The following is an 18,275-nucleotide window of genomic DNA, read 5'->3' as shown; positions in this document are numbered from 1 at the left end:
CACAATCAAGCCGTTTTGTCTACGACTGGGCGGGATGAGGCTGGCCTTCCGGCTCAGGCGACTTCTGGGCACCAAACCAGGTGAGAAGCGGGCCTGTGAGAGCGGTGGTGGCCAGGGCCATGATCACCAGCATGGTGAAAATGCGGGGTGAGAGGATGCCCAGATCGTAGCCAATATTCAGCGCAATGAGCTCCATGAGACCACGGGTGTTCATAAGGGCTCCCAGTTGCAGGGAGTCGCGCCAGCCCATGCCGGTGAGGCGGGCAGTGAGGGCGGTGCCACCCAGCTTGCCGAGGGATGCCACAGCGATGATGATCAGGCACATGCCCCAACCGGAGAGATCGTGCAGCAGGGCGATCTGGGTACGCAGACCGGTGAAGACAAAGAAGAGGGGGAGGAGGAGAACGGAACTGAAGTTCTCGATGCGCACATGGAGCTTGTGGCGGAATCCGTGCAGATCTGGCATGATGGCTCCGGCAAGGAAGGCGCCGAAGAGGGCGTGAATGCCGATCACTTCTGTGCAGAGCGCAGAGGCCACCACGACGCAGATCACGGTGGCCATAACCCCCTTGGACGGGTTCTCCGCCTTCAGCCGCTTCTCACCCAGCCACTTGGGCAGACCAGGCCGCACTATGGCCACCATGACGAGCATGAAAGCTCCGATGAGTAGCAGGTTCAAAGCAGAACCACCCAAACTGGTGGAGCGGGCGATGGCAACCACGAAGGCCAGGATGCTCCAGGCGGTCACATCATCCACCGCAGCGCAGGTGATGGCGGTGCTTCCGAGGAAGGACTTCGTCATGCCGCGCTCCTGAAGAATGCGGGCCAGCACGGGGAAGGCGGTGATGCTCATGGAGATGCCCATAAACAGCGCGAAAGCGATGAATGAAGCCCCAGGGGCCGCCATGCTGGTGTAGAGGAAATAGGCCAGCACCACCCCCAGCAGGTAGGGAAATACGATGCTCGCGTGGCTCACGACGACGGCGGTGTGCGCCTTGTTGCGCACATGGGAGATGTTCAGATCCATGCCCACCGAGAACATGAAGAGACACACACCGACCTGGCTGAGAAGCTTGATCGTGTTGAGAGAGTTGGCGGGGAAGACAAACTGGAAAAGGTCTGGAGTAAGCAAACCGAATAGAGACGGCCCAAGCAGAATGCCCGCCGCCATTTCCCCCACCACCGAGGGCTGCCCCATGAAGGTGAACAGTTTCCCGACAGTGCGGGAGATGGCGATGATGACCACCAACTGGAGGAAGAGCTGGCTGAGGGGGTGTTTGAAGTTCTCCTTCAGATTCGCAACCATGGCCTCTCCGGCGGACTGAGAGATGGCGACGGCGGCGGCCGGGTGTGCGGCGGCCGCGGCTGGGGTGACCACTCCCGCAGGGCCATTGATTGGAGCTGGAGCGGGCAGATCTGCACCTGCGTGAATCACCGCAAAGATGGCGGCTGTGACGATCGTCAGGATCAGAACATAAATCACGGTGATGCGATTCATGGGAAGGGAGAGTAGGGGAGGGTGAGCTGAGAGATTGAATGAAGAAGCGCGAAAAAAAGCCCGCCTCCTCCTTTGGAAAAGGCGAGCCTTGAATCCGTCAAAATGATCAGGACGCAGCGGCCAGTTCTTGAGTCCGCACCTCGGGCTCACCGAGGGGAAGATCGTCCGGAAGGGGCACCAGCTCGCGGATCTGATCCCAAAGGACGCTGTAGTCCTTGTTCACATCGCCGCTCAGGCAGTCGGTCACGGAACCCTGGGCATCAGGGTGGTTGCGGATGAGCTTGCCGAAGCTGAAGTTGGGATCGTAGAAGGCGTAAACGAGCTTGCGCATGTTCTCCACTCCCTGGCGCAACTCCTGGGAATATTTGACGAAGCGGGATGGGCTGAGGTCGTTTTCCTTAAGGCCCTTGCTGACCTCCTCACCAGCCAGCACGCCGCTCTTCATCGCGAACATGAGGCCGCTGCTGAACACGGGATCGAGGAAAGCAAAAGCATCGCCCACCAGGAGGAGGCCATCGCTGCCACAATGCTTCGCGTGGTGGGTGTACTCACTGGTGATGTAGTATTGTCCGACCTGCTGGCCGTGGGAGAGAGATTCCTTGATCCACAGATTCTCCTCCACTTCACGCTTGAAGATGCCTTCCGCATCTTTGATGCCGTCGCGGGAGAGGTATTTGCCCTCTGCCACCACGCCCACACTGACCATGTCGTCGTGCTGGGGGATGTGCCAGAACCAGCCCTTGTCCTTCACAAAGGCGACCGTGGTCTGGCCTTCATCGATGCCCGGTTCGCGGCGGGATCCCTTGTAGTAGGTCCATACGGCCACCTTGTTCAGGTAGGGGTCACGCACCTTCCAGCCGTTGCGCACGGTGGTGAAGGCCTCCTTGCCCGTACAGTCCAGCGTGATGCGTGCGTAGTAGTCAGTGATGGTGCCGTCGTGGCTCTGGGCACGCACGCCGATGACTTTCAAATCTCCGTCACGCAGCAGTTCGAGAACCTTGGTCTGCTCCTTCACCTCCACGCCTTTCTCACGGGAGTTGTCGAGGAGGATCTGGTCAAACTCTGAGCGCAGCACCTGCCAGGTGGAGGCGACGGTGTCCTTGTCGTAGCGGTTGAAGAAGTAGAACGGCTGGCTGGTGCGACCGTGGGGCGGCACGAAGCAGACGCTGTACTTGTTCACGAAGTGGGACTTCTTCATGCGCTCCACCAGGCCAAGACGCTCCAGCGGAAAGTAGGTAAAAGGGATGAGCGACTCGCCAATATGGTAGCGGGGGAACTTCTCCCGCTCCAGAAGGAGCACCTTGTGACCCTCCTCCGCAAGGATAGCCGATGAACTGGAACCTGCCGGACCGCCGCCAATGACAATGACATCGTATGAGGTGCTCATGCGGGACATTGTGGGGCAGGAGCTTTAATGCCGGAAATGATATTTTGGCATGGGTGTTATGCCGGTCTGATATGAAGGGTCAAGGGATAAGGGAAGAGGGATAAGCAGAGCTCCGAGCGCGTCTAGGGGCCTGAACCAAGCACAAGGAACTAAGAACCAAGAACTTTTTACGCCTTATGCTTCTCCATCCACTCCTTGCCTTCCGTGGTGTCACTGAAGAGGACGCTGGGGACGTTGCGGATGCCGCTGCGGTTGCCTGAGCGTTCTTCGCGTTTGGTGATGACGATGAGCTCGTCGCAGAGGCTGAAGGCGTAGGGGATGTTGCCGCTGGACATGGAGAATACGCCCTGGAGGTCGAGTTCGCCGATCGCTCCAATACAGTCCTGGATGCGCTCGCCGGAGAGCTTGGAGAAGGCTTCGTCAATGGGGACGAGGGCCAGGGAGGGCTCCTTCCAGCGGGTCTCGTGCCGGTTGTAGGCGTGGAGGTAGCTGGCGAGGATGGCGACGAAGTAGGGGCTCTGGTTCTCTCCGCCACTCATCTTGCGGCCCTGCTTGTCCACATCAATGGGAGCGGCGTCGGGGTTGTGGATGTCGGTGACCTGGAGCTTGTAGTCGTAATACTGGCGGTAGTCCAGCAGCCGGGCGGCCTCGGGAGTGTTGGCGTTGTGGACGAGGGTGTTGAGGAATGAGTCAAGGGCCTGGCGGAGTTCGCCGCCGATGCTGTTGTAAAACAGGCCGTCTTCCTGGTGAAGCGCGTTGAGGTCGATGAGTTCGCGGTAAAACTTGAAGTCCGGGTTGGGCTCGCGGCGGATCTTGTAGAGGTCGCGACCAATGGGGCGCTTGAGCTGCTTGTTGAGGAGGAAGATGATGTCCTCCACCCGCTTGAGCGCGCGTTGCATGCGGCTGAGCACCTGGGTGCGGAAGAGCGTTTCCCAGCGGGCTTTCTCAGACTGGGCCTTCTTTTCGTACTCGATGATGCTGGCCCCTTCGATGCGGGCGAGCACCCTCTCATACGGAGCGGCCGTCCGACCGTCCTCAGGCAGGTCATCGAATTTGGGCTGGAAGGTCTTCTTGAAGTCCGTCATCGCCTGCTTGAGGTCGCCCTCGGAGCGGATGGCCTCCTCACTGGCGGAGGCGCGGGCTTTCTCGAACTCCCGGGCCATCACATCCGGCACCAGGTACTTCATGCGCATGTCGTCGCGCCAGGATTTCAGTCGCTCTAGGTACAAGGAAATATCCACCTGCATCTTGGTGCGGGTGAAGGCCTCCAGGCTTTCGCTGAGTTCCTGGCGGCGCCTGTCCAGCATCTTCTCGGTCTGCTCAATCTCGCGGTGGCTGCCTTTGCCGACGATGTCGAGCTTCTCGCTGTTCCACGCACGGATGCGGGGCTGCCATTCTTCCGCCTGCTCGGCGATGGAGGCGTAGGCGGAGGTGTCCAGATCGGCGAGGGTGCGACGGGCTTTGTCGAGGTTGGACTCCATCTCGGGCAGCGTTTCCAGCTTGCTGAGATCCTGCACCATGCTGTTGTGATCCGGGATCATCTGGGGCAGGAGGTTGATGGACTCCTGCACGGCCCGCTCAATGGGCTCAAGCCGACGGATCTGCGCCTCGACTTCCTTCAACTGGCTGGCCTTGATGTCGCGCTGGCGTTGCAGACCGCGTTGACCGATGAAGGGGAGCCCGTCGTAGTGACGGGCGCGGCGGGCCTGGGCATCGCGCAGGGTCAAGCCGTCTGGCAAGATGGCGGCAGAGTGCTTTTCCAGTTCAGCCAGAGTCTCCACGCAGATCATGCCGCCAAAGAGGTGGTCCAGCATGGCGCGAGCTACGGCGTCGTTGGTCTCAATCTTCTCAGCCAGGGATCCGGGGAGGACTTCCCGTGACAGGGCGAGCGCGCGACGGGGATGGATGAGGGACTCCGCCGCTGCGAGCACGCTCTGTGAGGCGGGCTTGAGTTCGTGGTAAATTTTCAGTGCATCCTCGTAGTGCTGCTCGGGCACGACGATGGAGAACTTGTCTGTGAAGGCCACCTCCAGAGCCTCCCGCCAGCGTTCGTCATTCACTTCACAGAGATCGCGCAGAGCCCGGGCGGTGGGCTCGCCGGGGAGACGGGGGAGTCGCTCATTAAGCGTGTGCAGCAGCGGTTGTGGGATGGGCGGCAGGCCGGAACGCAAGGCGGTTAGCTGCTGGCTGAGTTCCTCCTCCTGGCGACGCAGGGTTTGGAGCTTCTGCGTCTCGTTGCTCACGGAGCGGCGCAGGTCCTGGCAGAGTTGCTCTGCGGCCGCGCGCACGGCGGACAGGGCATTGAAGGTGGCGTGGGCTTCGCAATCATCCAGGGTGCGGATGGCTTTTTCCATGGCACGGCCGTCCAAGGGTGCCACGATGGAGGCGGCCCGCATCTTCTCCAGCCATTCGCGGGCATTGTCCACGCGGCGGCGCAGGCGGTCTTCCACGCGTGCTTGCAGGCTGCTAAGGCTTTCCACGCGGCCTTCCAGCTCTTTCACTTGGGCGCTGAGCTGGCCATAGAGGCGACCTTCTGAGGTCTCGTTCAGCACGGCCAGCAGGCGCTCACGCTCGGCGGTGGCTTGCTGAATCTGGCGGTCCAGCTCATCCAGCTGCGCTTGCTCAGCGGCGTGGGCCACTTTTAACTCCGCCAGCCGTTTCTCACCGCTCTCCACCAGTTGTTTGGCGTGTTCATGAGAGAGCTCGCCGTGGAGATAGCGGGCCACATCGCGATCGCGGATGGAGGACTCCAGCTTCTGGGAAAGATCGCGAATGCGCTGCAAGCGTTCGAGCTGTGCACGGAGGGACTTCAGTTCCTGCTCATAGGACTGGAAGTCGCGATAGCTGGCGGTGACGTCCTCCACAGGCACCGACTCCCCAGGGAGCACGAAGCGACGACAGAAGTCGTCGAAGCTCTTGAGGTTGGTAAAGGACATGGCGCTGGGCAGCAGGCGGTCCAGCACCTCGCGGTTGAAATTCAGGTGCTCCGGGTTGCTCATGTCCCGCAGGTACTCGCGGGAGGAGGCAAAAGTGCGGCCGGCGCGGGCGTCAATGAGGGCACGAAAGGCGGGCAGCTCGCTGGGGCGTTTCTTGCCATCCAGCCAGGCAGTGAGGAAGTCGGCCCGCTCCAGACTGCCCTTGCAGAAGAAGGGGGTGATCTGGCCGTCGTTCTCACTGGCGTTGCGGAACTCGATGCGCAGTCCCCAGGTCTCAATGCGTTGGCCGCCCGGCCAGGTGAACTCCAGTGCCACGTAGGTGGTGGCCCCTTTGTCGCGATAGTAGGTGGGCTGACCATTCTCCTCCCGCTTCGTATCGAGCAGGCAGTAGCCCTTGAGCGTGCGATCACTCTGGGTGCCGGTGGCGCTGCGGTTGAAGTGGTGGCGCGCTTTCTCCGGGCCCACGAGCACGAGCATGACCAGGTCCATGAGGATGGACTTGCCGGATCCGGTGAGGCCGGCGAGCACGAGGTTTCCTTTAACCGCAAGGCTGTCCTGGTAGCCGTACCAGTTCAGCGCATGAATGCGCGTGAGCCGGATGGCGCGGCTGTTGCGGGAGGAGGTGCCGGGCAGGGCGGCTCCGGAAAAGTCCGGGTCATCCAAGGCGGGGGCTCCAGTGGCGGCGGGCATGGTCGGTAAGGGGAAGAAAAGGGTGGGGGGAGGAGCTAGGCCGCGAAGTCATCTTCCGCTGCCTCAAGCGAGCCGGGGGAGGTGTCTGCCACGGAGCCTTCCAGATCGGTAGTTTCCTCGCGCTTGAAGACGGCCGCACTGCGGGTCCAGTCTGCCAGGTCCTGAAACGGGACCACGCGGCGGATGGCGGGCAGCACCTCTATGCCGGAATCTTCAAATGGCTCGGCCAGCGTGAAACGGATGAGATTGAACCGCGCCGACTGTCGCAGGATCTCCCGCATGCGGGTGCGGGTGGGCAGGCTGGCGAGATCGGGCAGAAGCTGGTCCTTGAGGAGGGAATTGAGCTCGCCCACGCTCAGCAGTGCCTGAGTCTGGCCTTCATCACGCCAGCGCACGTCCCCGGCGTACCAGAGGGCCAGCCAGATGAGGGTGGCATCCTGACGAAGCCGGAGCTGCAGGCTGGCGATGCGCGGCAGGGCCTGGACCATGCGCTCCTCATGCAGCAGGGCCACATCCAGCCCCAGCAGGGTCGCGGTCTCCCGCAGCCATTCGAAGTTCTGCCGGCACCAGTGATAGAGGGCCGATTGACCTGCCTCCAGCCCGAGGATTGAGCCGTGGGTGAGCAGCTCCTGAAGCGCATCTCCGAGCTGGGCACGATCCGCCTCCGGCAGACGCAGGAGAGTCTCCGGCGGCTGGTCCACGTGGAGGAAGTCGGGATCGTGGGTAGGCATGGATGAGAGAGGGAAAAGGGAAGAGGGGTAAGGGAGAAGGGGCCGCTTTGGCGCTACGCGCTACTTTTTGATGAGCCGGAATCGCTCCACTCGGCCACCGGGGAAGGGATCGAGGGTGGGGGATTCTGTTTCCTCGATCTGGCGGTCGGTTTCGAGGCGGTAGCGGGCGTCGGGAGACTCCGCGTGGAGGATGAGCGCGAGAAGATCGGCGGTGCTGCGCGACTCCTCCCACGGCAGATCGGCGCTGGAAATGGCTGCACCTTTGCTGCCGGGCATGTCCGCGACGAAGGCGTTGGCCCGGCGGACGCTGAGGGACTCTTTCAGAGCGCGCTCCATGTCCCTCAGTCCAGCATCGCGATCCTCATCGGAGAGTTCCTCATCCGCCATGGCCTCCTGCTCCTGGGCGGTGCGACGCTGAGGCGGCTCGTAGAGTGAGTCACGGCCCGCCGGGATCTGGGCCTCCGGCATGCGGCAGGGGGGCAACTCGGGTTCGAGCTCCCAATTGCCGGTGAACCGGCGGCCTTTCAGCATGCGGTTCACCTGCTCGAAGAATTCGCGCATTTCGCCCCGACGTTCGCCGGTGACTTCCTGGAGATAGCGGAACCGGGCCAGCGAGCGGCGGGTGAAGTCGGCGGTGCGGCGGTCGATTTCATCCGCCATGGGCAGCACCATTTCCAGCAGGCGGGAAAGCTCGTCCAAGGTGTTGCGTACCTTCGCCCGGGCGGTTTCGGCGCTCATGCCGTCGTGGCGGCGCAGGTACTCCGTCTGCATGGCAGACATGGTATCGAAAGAGTCCATCAAGCGCTCGCCGATACGGCGAACGGCATCTGGCAGACGGGTGGGCAGGCGGGCGCGGACCAGTTCGGCGTAGCAGGTGTGGGCCACCTCCTCGGCATACCGGTCGAAGACCATCTCCAGGTTGCCCTTCAGGGTGTCTTCCTCCAACTGCCTGCGAGTGAGGCGCTGCACGGACTTCTGCATGGTGCGCAGCTCATTGAGACCCTGGCGGGCGTAGCTGAGGCAGTTCTCCACCGTCTGCCAGGGGCGCTCGATGATCTCCACCTCGTTGAAGAGGAGGGCGCACACGGCCAGGAGCTTGTCTGTGAAGACGGCGGCGTCTGGGAAGGCGATCTTCCGCAGCGCCATCATCATGGTGGAACTGTGGGCGTCGAAGTACACCCGACGTTGCCAGTCTCGACGGGGTGGTTCCTCCAGCCAGCGGCAGCGGACGAGGTGGTCCAGGACCTGGCGGGCCTTTTCCCGGGCGGTCAAGCTTAGGGCTTCGAGGTCTGAAAACGACGCTGCCGGGGCGGGCTCTCCTTCAGGCGTGAGTGTATCTGGCTGAAATTCAGGATGATCCGTCAGGATTTCGGCGATCATGGCGATCGCCTCCTCCCTGGCGAGCCCGTCAGGCCGCTCCTCCGATTCCCTGTCCAGCGCCTCCAAGACGTCCACATACACCATCGCATTCTTCCCGCTTAAGACGCGGAAGAACGCCAGATCGCGGATTTCGCGAAGCAGGCTTTCGGAGAAGGTTTGCATGGTGGGAGGTGAGAGGGGCGGGACAGGAAGGGAACACTTGGGCGGGGAGAGGGTCAAGTGCGGGTGAGGGGGAAGTCAGTTGGCAGTTGGCAGTTGGCAGTTGGCAGTTGGCGGGGTGTAGGGGGCGAAGTTGTACGGAGTACAGGCTTCAGCCTGCGGAAGCTGGATGGTGGGAGGCTTGGTGTACGATTTCTCCGTAGTCCGTGCTGCCTTCTGCATCTTGCGGATGACTTCAGGATTGCTGTATCACAGGAGGTGCTCCTGGCCTGCTGCCATCCGTGCGAGCGCAAATTGCGCTATCAGAGGTGCGGATCCAGCATTTGACCTGACTGGTTCCTTCAGCACTGTCTAAGGATTCATGAATGGTGTTCAAGCAATCGGAGTGGCGCTCGCTGCAATGTGGCTGTTGGTGGGGTGCTGGACACCAGCGACATCCCGGCCAGCAAACGAGACCTTTGCAACAGGGACGTGGTACCCATACGCAAAACAGGGTCCGCTGAAGCCAGATGAGCAAAGGGCGTTGGATGCGGTAAAGCGCTTTGAAGCGAAAATCCTCCGCAGAATGACGGTGGACTATCACTATCAAATAAAGCGGCGTGCCTCCGAATACACCGTGGTCATTTGGTACGGCACGGACTTTGTGAATGGAATGCCCAAACTCACCCCGGACTTCCTGGCCACCTACTGGGTAAATGATCGATTCGAGGTCCGCGATCGGAGTGGTGGGCTGGCGAGATAGCGTTGCCTCCGGAGGGCTGCGGCAAGTTTTTTTTGGCTGATCCTCTCACCCCTTCAGACAAATCAGGACCGCTGCCGCGTCTGACGGTAGCGTTGCAGAGGGCTGTTTGGTCTGTCTGGCAGCGTCCGCTCGATCAATCCTGCGTCCAAGGCCGGTTGAAGGTAGTTCTGACGGAAGGTTGGCCGATGGGAGAGACCAAGCTTGGCCATGCATTCCAAGGTCGTAAGAGCCGCGGATCCTAAACACTTGAGCAGGGCTTTGACTTGGTCGGTAGCTTGGTCGGTCGAGGCCGCTTCATGCTGGGCTGCGAGCACCGCCGAGAGTAGGAACTCTATGAATCGGGTGGACTGGCCCTGCTTGTCCGCTAGAGCTAGAGCCCGGTAGTAGTCAGATTGTCGGTCCCGGATCACGCTCTCCACCGGCAGGAAGCGAACAGAGGTTTCCAACGGCTCAGCACCAACGTTTGCCAGAGGCGCCCCATCCTGCCGTTGCCGTCGGAGAATGGAGAATGAACTCGAACTCGTAGTGGAAAACCGAGCTGGCAATGAGGGGGTGCAATTTGGTCTTCTTGAGCCAGTGGAGCAGATCTTTCATCAGGCCCGGGACGCGGGCCGCTGGCGGAGCATAGTGCACAATCACATCCCCTTGCGCGATGCCAATGCCACCTGACCGGTAGCGCCCTGAATCTTTGATCAGCCCGCCCATGAGCACTCGATGGGCAGCCAGCAAGTGCTTTTCGTTTGCAGGGTTCGAAGAGCCCATGGCTTCATAGGCCGCGAAAGCATTCTGGACTTCATGGATCTCTTGCGGTGGGCCCAGAACGCGTTTCCCTGACACTACTGCCGTCACTTGCTCGAGCGTGAGACTGTTGTTCTCGATGGCCAGCGATGCCTGGATGCTCTTAATCCGGTTGCTTCTATGAAGTGCTGGCGTGACCGAGGACTCCTGGTGAAAGCCCTGCCGTCCAATCTCCTCGCTGACCTGTGCCACGAGATCAAGGATCTCTGGCGTCAGCGTGAAAGGAGGTTCGTAGTCAGCGGACACTCTGGAGGGGCAGGTGAGCGGTGGAGAGCAATAGGGGAGGGATGGGGCTAGTCACACCATGATCAGTTGCAGAAAAGGCCCGCGAGGAAAAGACTCATTTCTGCCGCTCAAAAAAAGGAGGCGGGGGAATAAACATGTTGGTAGCTCCGGCAATTGTTTTGCATGGGCCGAGGGCCCGATCTAAAAAACCTGCGACCCGACCCTCCAGCCATGAGGTCGTGCTGTAGTTGCTTTCCACGAACCCCACGTGCCCACCAGAGGCCGGGACATCCAGCTCAATCAGGGCGTTGGCCTCCGCCTCGGCGAAAGGGAAACACTCTGCGGGCAGGAACGGATCATTGCGCGCACTGATGATGAGTGCAGGCACGGAAATGCGAGGGAGGAGAGGTTTGGAACTGCAGCGGGCCCAGTAGTCTGCGGCATCGGCGAATCCATGCAGAGGGGCGGTGTAGCGGTCGTCGAACTCCCGGAAGGTGCGGATGCGGTGCAGACCCCGCACATCCAGTTTGCCGGGGAATCGCTGGTGTTTTTCCTCGATCTTGGCAATCAGACTGACGAGAAAGCGATGCAGGTAGAGCTTGTTGGACCAAAGCTGGTCCAGCGTGCGGGCGCTCGCAGCGAGGTCAACTGGGCTGGAGATGGCCGCGCCGGCCGCCACCTTGGGGTGGGGTGGTTGCTCGCCCAGATACTTGAGGGTAATGTTGCCGCCCAAGCTGAAGCCGACCAAGGCCACCTGATCGTAGTCGCCCGCCTTGGCCTCAATCAAAGTGCGCAGATCCTGAGACTCCCCGCTGTGGTAAGAGCGAAGCAGACGATTGGGCTCGCTGCTGCAACCGCGAAAATTCCAAGCCAACACCTCCCAGCCCTTCTTGTGAAGGGCCGCCGCCATCGTGCGAATGTAGAGCCCGTCCGCTGACCCCTCAAGCCCATGGGACAGCACGACCAAGCGCCCTGATCCATGGCCCGCAGGATGTCTGAGCCAGTTGAGGTCCAGAAAATCTCCGTCGCCCAGTTCCAACCGCTCCTGCACCCAAGGGATGCAAATCCCATGTGGAAGGAGCACCGGCCAGATGGTCTGGACATGCCCGTTCGCCAGCAGAGGATGCGGTCGGAAGGTGGATTCAGTGAGGGGCATGGATGTCCATTACCTTCCACCCGACAGGGTGTTTTCGTCAAATCAGGTCTGATGTCTGGCATCCGGCAGCCTGGGGCCTCCCATCAACCCATCTTCCAAACGAGGCGTAGCCCGTCCAGGCGCAGCGTCGCTCCTGCAATGGCCTTGGTCAGTTCGTCCTTCTCCTTGCGCAACGCTTCGACTTCCTCGGGACGCACGTGGTCGTTGATCTTTTGCAGATCTTCGAGGCGGTCGATTTCGCTCTGCAACTGGGCTTCCATGGCCTCCACGGCACTGGCAGTGAGCTTCTCCATCTGGGTGGCGGCCAGTTTCTTTGACGTGGAGAGCATGCTTGGCAGCACTTTTTTCTTCACCACGCCGCGATCGAGCAGCTTGGCGATGTCGCCACGGTCCAGACGGGCGGGGCGGATGCCGTGGTCGCCCGTGCGGTCAGCCTGGGCGTGGTCCACCGTCACCAGCACGGGAGTCGCGGGCAGGAAGCGGTCGGCGTGCAGGGAAGCAGGGGCGGTGCACTCCAGGATGTAGCAGGTTTCCAAGAGGAGGCCTTCATTGCCGGAGCCCTTCCAGATCCCAAAGGCAGAATTGCCGGTCTCTTTGCCCAGCAACTGGTCCAGGGCTCCGCGCACGAGCGGATGGTCCTGGCTCATGAAGGCGGTGTTCTCGTGCGTGAGGGCCCTTGAGCGGTCAAAGGTGATGGAGAGCCCCTCTTCCGGCAGGCCAGGCAGGGCCACATCCACATTCTGCCCCGGGGAGATAAGGTAGGTGCGATGGGTGAGCTCCTCAACTTGAAGGCCGAAGTGGTCCATCATCCGGATGAAGAACTCCTCGAACTCGCGATCAGTGTCGAGCTCCTGGATCTGCTCAATGATAGCGGTGGCCTGTGGGATGCGGCAGGAGCTGAGTTCGAGGAGCCGGTCGTGCCCCTTCTCCAGCTTCTTGGTGATGAGGGTGCGCTGCTTCTTCGACTTCGTGATCAGCGAAGTCAGCTTTTTGGCGTTGAAGCTCTCCAGCAGGGGATTGAGATCAGCTGCTACGGCGGCGCGGACTTCATTGGCCCCGTGCAGGATGTTCTGGAATGCATCCAGCCCATCCTGATACCAGCGGGCCAACACCTCGGCCTGGGTGCCTGCTATATAGGGCACGTGAATGTGAATCGTGTCCGTTTGGCCGATGCGGTCCAGACGTCCGATGCGCTGTTCCAGCAGCTCCGGATTTTCCGGCAGGTCAAAGAGCACCAGATGGTGGGCAAACTGGAAGTTCCGTCCTTCACTGCCGATCTCAGAGCAGATGAGCACGCGGGCACCGTCCTCCTCGGCAAAATAGGCCGCGTTGCGGTCACGCTGCAGCATGGAGAGCCCTTCATGAAAGAGGGCCACGTTGACGTTCAGTTCATGAATCAACAACGTGTGGATCTCCTCCACCAGGTCCTTGGTCTTGCAAATGAGCAACACCTTGGCCGGGTCCAGCTCCTTGAGCTTGGCGGCGAGCCACTTTACTTTGGCGATCAGGCCGAGATCGGATGCGTCTTCAGTGGTGCTGTCGTCCTCGCTATCGTCTTGGGCGGTTGAGGCCTTGACCGTCAGCTTGTAGAGAGCGGCCTCGCGCAGGGGGAAACCCTTGAGCGCAGCTCGCGTGTTGCGGAACATAACGCGACCGGTGCCAAACTCGTCCAGCAACTCGGTGATGAGCAGGGGGCGGGCTTCCTCATCACCGCCTGCCAGCGCTTCGCAATGTTTCTTCACCCGCTCGGACTGTCCGCCAAAGAGCTTGACGTCTGTCTTGCTGAGCGGCTGGCCGGATTGCAGCCGGTCCACCGCTTGCGCGACCACTTCATAGTGCTCCGCCTCTTGCAGGAACTTCTCAAGAGATTGATACCGGTTGGGATCGAGGAGTCTGAGCCGGGCAAAGTGGCCCTCAGGCCCAAGCTGCTGAGGGGTGGCGGTGAGCAGGAGCAGGCCGGGGCACTTGGCGCCGAGCGATTCCACCAGTGTGTACTGGGGGCTGGCGGCCTGCGGGGTCCACTCCAGGTGGTGGGCCTCATCCACGACCACGAGGTCCCAGCCAGCCTCCAGCGCCTGTTGGGAGCGATTTTCGTCGCTTGAGAGGAAGCCCAGGCTGCAAATGACAAGCTGGCTTTCCAGGAAGGGGTTCGCGGACTCATCATGCGACTCAAGAGACTCGCAGCGCGCCTCATCAAAAATGTGGAAGAGAAGGTGGAAGCGTCGCAGCAATTCCACGAACCACTGGTGCACGAGCGCCTCTGGCACCAGGATGAGAATGCGTCCCGCGCGCCCGGTCAGGTGCAGGCGGTGCAGAATGAGGAGCGCCTCGATGGTCTTGCCCAGGCCTACTTCATCCGCCAGCAGCACGCGGGGGACCAAGCGGCCGCCCACCTCGCCAGCGATGAACATCTGGTGCGGAATGAGATCCACCCGGCCGCCCACATAGCCTCGCACCGGGCTCTGGCGCATGCGGCTGCGGTGCTGGAGTCCCTTGATCCGCAAATCATAGCTGCCCAGCTCATCCACCTGCCCGGCAGTCAGCCTGTCTTCCGGCTTGCTGAAGCTGATGGAGTCAGACAGCTCCGCCTCAGGCAAGTCCCGCTTGTCTGTCTTGTACACGAGCAGGCCGTTGGCTTCCTCCACACTGACAACCGTGAAGTCCTCACCCGCGTGAGATTGCACAACATCACCTTCCGCAAAGCGGACACGGCGGAGGGGAGCGGACTTCAGCGCATATTGACGGGTCTCTGCCGCAGCGGGGAAGAGCACTTCGAGCCGTCCGAATGACGCCTTTAATATGATGCCGAGTCCAAGTTCAGGTTCAGTATCGCTAACCCAACGTTGACCGGAGACTGGCAGATCCATAGACATGACTGAAGAGAATGAGGGGCGGCACCTTAGCGGGCTGAGTGCAATGCTCAACCTTTCAGCATCTCAATTCCCAAAGATTCATCTGGCATCTCAGGAAGATCCCTTCGAATACGTAGGCCTGACCCCTATCGAGGGCTCGCAATGTCAGTAAAATCTGGTGCCTGAGAGTTCGCTCCCACCGTCGGCATCGTACCTTCCATCAGCATGAAAGCATGGCAAATCGCACAACCAACTGGACCTCAAGGACTGAAGCTCACGGAAGTACCCACCCCAACCCCCGGACCGGGAGAGGTGCTGGTGCGAGTCCGTGCCGTTTCCCTGAACTATCGTGATCTGGGCACCACCCGGCGCGAACGCCCGGGGAATCTTCCGCTGCCGTTTACGATCGGATCAGACTGCGCGGGTGAAGTCGCTGCCCTTGGGGCAGGTGTCGCCCAGTGGAAGGAAGGGGATCGCGTGATCCCGGCCTTCTTTCAAAGCTGGCCTGCGGGTGGGATGACGCACGCCATCATGAAGAGTGCTCTGGGCGGCGCGCTACAGGGAGTGCTGGCGGAGTACATGATTGCGAAGGCGGATGCACTGGTGCATCTGCCGACCACATTGGATTTTGCTGCTGGGGCCACGCTGCCGTGTGCAGGCGTCACAGCTTGGAACGCCCTCGTGGGTCAGGGTCAGATGCTGGCCGGTCAGACAGTTCTCACCTTGGGGACGGGCGGAGTGTCCATCTTTGCCCTCCAGTTTGCCAAAGCGCACGGGGCACGTGTCATCATCACCTCCAGCAGCGATGACAAACTTGCGCGGGCCAGGGAACTGGGCGCGGATGAAGGCATCAACTACAAGACGACTCCAGACTGGGAGCGTCGGGTTTTTGAACTAACTCAGAAATCAGGGGCAGACCAGGTCATAGAACTGGGTGGTGCTGGCACGTTGCAGAAGTCACTGGATGCCGTGCGCTACGGCGGGCGCATCAGCCTCATCGGCGTGCTTACGGGCTTTGAGGGGCTTGTCAATCCCTGGCCGGTGATCGCACGCAGCGTCACCCTCCAGGGCATCTACGTGGGCAGCCGTGCGCATTTCGAGCAGATGAACCGCGCCATTGTGCAGAATGGCATCCAACCTGTGCTGGACCGCACCTTTGCGTTTGAAGACGCACCAGCGGCCTTCGAGCACATGGCGGCAGGAGCACATTTTGGCAAGATTGTGGTCAGTGGAAGCTGACTTCGCAGGGGCCGGCGGTGAGAGTGAGGCCCAGCGGTGTCCGCAAGTCACGCTTAATGATACGAATGTGACTGCGCGAAGATGTTGGCACGCCGGTGGCACGGCGGGTGCTTGAGGAGAATGTGCCGCATCGAGCCCTGTCTTGGCCGGTGCTGCACCTTTCAATTCAGACCCGTTCAACCCCTGTATCACTCACAAGACATGAACACGACCCTGCTCACCCGTGCCATTCGTCACCGTGCCTCCGCTGTTGCAGAGGGCTTCTCTCTTCCCGAGGTCGCCATCGCGGTAGCCATCGCCTCCATGGGCATGCTTACGCTGTTGGGCCTGATTCCTGCCGGCCTGGAAAACCTGCGCCAGGCAGGCGACTCCATCTCCTCCTCCCGCATCTGCCAGCAGATGATCGGTGAACTGCAATCCGCTGATTGGGGCGACAAGACTGGCAGCGGCGTAGGCTGGAGCAAGCTTGCTGATTTTCACGGAGCTGTGCGCTACTTTGACGGCGAGGGCACCCGCCTCACCGCTGGCAATGAAGGTGGACTCTCCGGTGCCCAAGGCCAGGCTCTCTCCTACGTGGCCAAGTTTGAGGTCGTGGATGCAGGCAACGCTCCCACACTGCCAGGCGGCGGGGTTTCCGTGCGCTCCGACAGCCGAAAGGTGATCCTCCATGTGGCCGTGAGCCCAAAGGCCAACTTCGATTTCGACAAGGCAGACAGCAAACATGAGAAGGTTGCCTACACGGTCACGCGCCAGTTTTGAGGCGCGACTGGGGATCTTTGTGCTGGTTAAATGGTGTAACTTGGATGTGTGTGATAGGCCAGCGAACCGATGGTGACGGTTCGCGTGAGCGCCCCTGTGCGGTAAGCATGGGGGCGCTTTTTTGTAACAGGGGTGCGGCGGCTGGCCGCAGCAGACATGAATGCCTTGCAACGCCGTTGGGAGGGGCTTTTGTAAGGATTGCTCCTCATGAAATTTCGCGCCCTGCTCTCTTTCCTTCTTGCTGCATTCAGTTCCGCGAAGGCCGACCCAGACTGGACCAGTGACCTGCGTGAAGACATGCTGGAGCTGCACTACACCGGGACTGCCAGTGGAATCTCTGCCGTATGGGAGTGGCGACTCAACCTGCCGGGAGCCGGAGAGCAGGCATCGTGGCAGGCTCTGCCTGAGGCAGACGGCGAGGGGAAGTTCAAACTGGTAACCCCTATCCCAGACGTGGGGTGGGAGAGTCTGGAAATACGGGCGAAAGAGGGAGAGACGGTGCGTTTGAGCCGAACCTGGGTTTGCGAACCCCATGGTCCTTTGCAATTGCTCACCCCGGCGCGGATTGACGCTCTCCCAGATTCGGATCGCAAGGTCTGGCAGGAGTATCTCGCCCGCTCGAGGAGCTTGGCTCTTCAAGAACGCAGGTTTCTGGCCATGGAGTGCCGACGCCTTGGGCAAAGAGCCTCGACTCCGGCACCGGAGGACTCCAAGGAGTTTGAGTTTGATGACGAAAAGATGGATGTGGCCTGGTACGCCACCGCAGAGGCAGCGAAGCTCGCCGACGTCGTGTTGACCTACCAAACTCCTTCTGGTGGCTGGAGCAAAGCAGTGGACTATGCCAAAGGGCCCCGGCAGGCGGGCACGCACTGGACCAGTCAAGACGGGAAGGGCTGGCACTATTGTGGCACCCTCGACAACCGTGCGACCACGGAGCAGATCAAGTTCCTGGCCCAGGTGGCGCAGGCACATGGGCGGGAGGATTGCCGGGCCGCCACGCTCCGTGGCATCGACTGGCTGCTCGCGGCGCAGTTTCCCAACGGGGGATGGCCCCAGGTTTATCCCCTCGAACCCGGCTACCATGAGGGCATCACCTTCAATGACGGGGCCGTGACCCATGCGCTGGAGGTACTGCACGCCGTGAGCCACGGCGATGCGCCGTTTGCCTGGGTACCGGCGGAGTTCAAGCAAAGGGCGACAGCGGCATTTGATCGCGGGTTGAACTGCCTTCTGGCCTGCCAGGTGCGGCTGAATGACGTGCGTACGGTGTGGTGCGCCCAGCATGATCCGCTGACACTCGTGCCCGCGGCGGCCCGGTTGAAAGAGCCCCCATCCCTCAGTGGTGGGGAAAGTGCCGTGATGCTTCGTTTCCTGATGCGCAAAGGTCCGCTCAATGAAGAAATGCGCGGGGTGGTGAATGATGGCATTGCCTGGTTGGAGTCCAAAAAGATCATTGGTCTCCGCAGGATCAAGAATGAGAAGGGGCGTACGGACTATGTGCAGGATCCCTCCAGCACCGAAGTGCTCTGGGCCCGGTTCTACGACCTGGAGAGCGGATTGCCGATCTTTCCTGGCGCCGGGGACGGGGTGGTGTATGCCACGTATCACGAAATGGCACAGCACAACAAGGTGGCCTACGACTACTTCACGAACAAACCGCGCGATCTGAAGGAGAAGGAGTGGGCCAAGTGGGAAAAGCGCTGGAAACAGGGCAAATAGGAAG

Annotated in this window: 11 protein-coding genes and 1 pseudogene; 4 read left to right on the top strand and 8 right to left on the bottom strand. The window is 61.1% G+C overall.

Annotated elements, in window-relative coordinates:
- Positions 1-19 precede the first annotated feature (19 nt).
- The 5 genes from BV034_RS23155 to BV034_RS23135 all read right to left on the bottom strand — a co-directional run bounded on the left by BV034_RS23155 (position 20) and on the right by BV034_RS23135 (position 8,784).
- Positions 20-1,498, bottom strand: coding sequence for a cation:proton antiporter (locus tag BV034_RS23155; protein ID WP_050029343.1), 1,479 nt, complete (start codon positions 1,496-1,498; stop codon positions 20-22).
- A 106-nt stretch (positions 1,499-1,604) separates the two neighbouring features.
- Complete coding sequence (locus BV034_RS23150; RefSeq protein ID WP_050029383.1) at positions 1,605-2,885, bottom strand: NAD(P)/FAD-dependent oxidoreductase; 1,281 nt, start codon at positions 2,883-2,885, stop codon at positions 1,605-1,607.
- A gap of 167 nt (positions 2,886-3,052) precedes the next feature.
- Positions 3,053-6,511 carry an SbcC/MukB-like Walker B domain-containing protein gene (locus BV034_RS23145; RefSeq protein ID WP_050029342.1) on the bottom strand — a complete coding sequence of 1,153 codons (3,459 nt, stop codon included), beginning with the start codon at positions 6,509-6,511 and terminating at the stop codon, positions 3,053-3,055.
- Positions 6,512-6,546: 35 nt separating this feature from the next.
- Entirely contained in the window at positions 6,547-7,242 is a 696-nt protein-coding gene (locus tag BV034_RS23140; RefSeq protein WP_050029341.1) for a DUF4194 domain-containing protein, read from the bottom strand.
- Positions 7,243-7,302: 60 nt separating this feature from the next.
- Positions 7,303-8,784 (bottom strand): Wadjet anti-phage system protein JetA family protein, encoded by a 1,482-nt coding sequence (locus BV034_RS23135; protein ID WP_050029340.1) that lies wholly within the window; start codon positions 8,782-8,784, stop codon positions 7,303-7,305.
- Positions 8,785-9,346: 562 nt separating this feature from the next.
- Between BV034_RS23135 and BV034_RS36355 the strand changes: the two genes are divergently transcribed.
- On the top strand, positions 9,347-9,523 hold the full coding sequence (locus BV034_RS36355) for a hypothetical protein (RefSeq protein ID WP_265593369.1): 177 nt from the start codon (positions 9,347-9,349) through the stop codon (positions 9,521-9,523).
- A 62-nt stretch (positions 9,524-9,585) separates the two neighbouring features.
- On the opposite strand, the pseudogene BV034_RS36870 reads toward BV034_RS36355, so the two are convergent.
- The 3 genes and pseudogenes from BV034_RS36870 to rapA form a co-directional block, all read right to left on the bottom strand.
- A pseudogene (locus BV034_RS36870) lies at positions 9,586-10,567 on the bottom strand (Fic family protein).
- Between the two features lie 94 nt (positions 10,568-10,661).
- On the bottom strand, positions 10,662-11,702 hold the full coding sequence (locus BV034_RS23125) for an alpha/beta fold hydrolase (protein ID WP_265593366.1): 1,041 nt from the start codon (positions 11,700-11,702) through the stop codon (positions 10,662-10,664).
- Between the two features lie 83 nt (positions 11,703-11,785).
- Positions 11,786-14,575 carry an RNA polymerase-associated protein RapA gene (rapA, locus tag BV034_RS23120; protein WP_050029339.1) on the bottom strand — a complete coding sequence of 930 codons (2,790 nt, stop codon included), beginning with the start codon at positions 14,573-14,575 and terminating at the stop codon, positions 11,786-11,788.
- Between the two features lie 204 nt (positions 14,576-14,779).
- Here rapA and BV034_RS23115 point away from each other — a divergent pair, with 204 nt between their 5' ends.
- From BV034_RS23115 to pelA, 3 genes are all read left to right on the top strand, one after another.
- Positions 14,780-15,793 carry an NAD(P)-dependent alcohol dehydrogenase gene (locus BV034_RS23115; protein WP_050029338.1) on the top strand — a complete coding sequence of 338 codons (1,014 nt, stop codon included), beginning with the start codon at positions 14,780-14,782 and terminating at the stop codon, positions 15,791-15,793.
- Positions 15,794-15,994: 201 nt separating this feature from the next.
- Entirely contained in the window at positions 15,995-16,552 is a 558-nt protein-coding gene (gene vccB / locus BV034_RS23110) for a Verru_Chthon cassette protein B (RefSeq protein ID WP_050029337.1), read from the top strand.
- Between the two features lie 207 nt (positions 16,553-16,759).
- Entirely contained in the window at positions 16,760-18,271 is a 1,512-nt protein-coding gene (gene pelA, locus BV034_RS23105; RefSeq protein ID WP_050029336.1) for a pectate lyase, read from the top strand.
- The last annotated feature ends 4 nt before the right edge of the window (positions 18,272-18,275 follow it).

The organism is Verrucomicrobium sp. BvORR034, assembly GCF_000739635.1.
GTDB lineage: Bacteria > Verrucomicrobiota > Verrucomicrobiia > Verrucomicrobiales > Verrucomicrobiaceae > Verrucomicrobium.
The sequence above is the reverse complement of the archived record's forward strand: the minus strand, read 5'-3'. Positions and strand labels throughout refer to the sequence as shown.

What these genes read in the sequence shown, in the direction of transcription:
- BV034_RS23155 (WP_050029343.1), bottom strand. Translation starts at nt 1,498, where the DNA reads ATGAATCGCATCACCGTGATTTATGTTCTGATCCTGACGATCGTCACA.
- BV034_RS23150 (WP_050029383.1), bottom strand. Translation starts at nt 2,885, where the DNA reads ATGAGCACCTCATACGATGTCATTGTCATTGGCGGCGGTCCGGCAGGT.
- BV034_RS23145 (WP_050029342.1), bottom strand. Translation starts at nt 6,511, where the DNA reads ATGCCCGCCGCCACTGGAGCCCCCGCCTTGGATGACCCGGACTTTTCC.
- BV034_RS23140 (WP_050029341.1), bottom strand. Translation starts at nt 7,242, where the DNA reads ATGCCTACCCACGATCCCGACTTCCTCCACGTGGACCAGCCGCCGGAG.
- BV034_RS23135 (WP_050029340.1), bottom strand. Translation starts at nt 8,784, where the DNA reads ATGCAAACCTTCTCCGAAAGCCTGCTTCGCGAAATCCGCGATCTGGCG.
- BV034_RS36355 (WP_265593369.1), top strand. Translation starts at nt 9,347, where the DNA reads ATGACGGTGGACTATCACTATCAAATAAAGCGGCGTGCCTCCGAATAC.
- BV034_RS23125 (WP_265593366.1), bottom strand. Translation starts at nt 11,702, where the DNA reads ATGCCCCTCACTGAATCCACCTTCCGACCGCATCCTCTGCTGGCGAAC.
- rapA (WP_050029339.1), bottom strand. Translation starts at nt 14,575, where the DNA reads ATGTCTATGGATCTGCCAGTCTCCGGTCAACGTTGGGTTAGCGATACT.
- BV034_RS23115 (WP_050029338.1), top strand. Translation starts at nt 14,780, where the DNA reads ATGAAAGCATGGCAAATCGCACAACCAACTGGACCTCAAGGACTGAAG.
- vccB (WP_050029337.1), top strand. Translation starts at nt 15,995, where the DNA reads ATGAACACGACCCTGCTCACCCGTGCCATTCGTCACCGTGCCTCCGCT.
- pelA (WP_050029336.1), top strand. Translation starts at nt 16,760, where the DNA reads ATGAAATTTCGCGCCCTGCTCTCTTTCCTTCTTGCTGCATTCAGTTCC.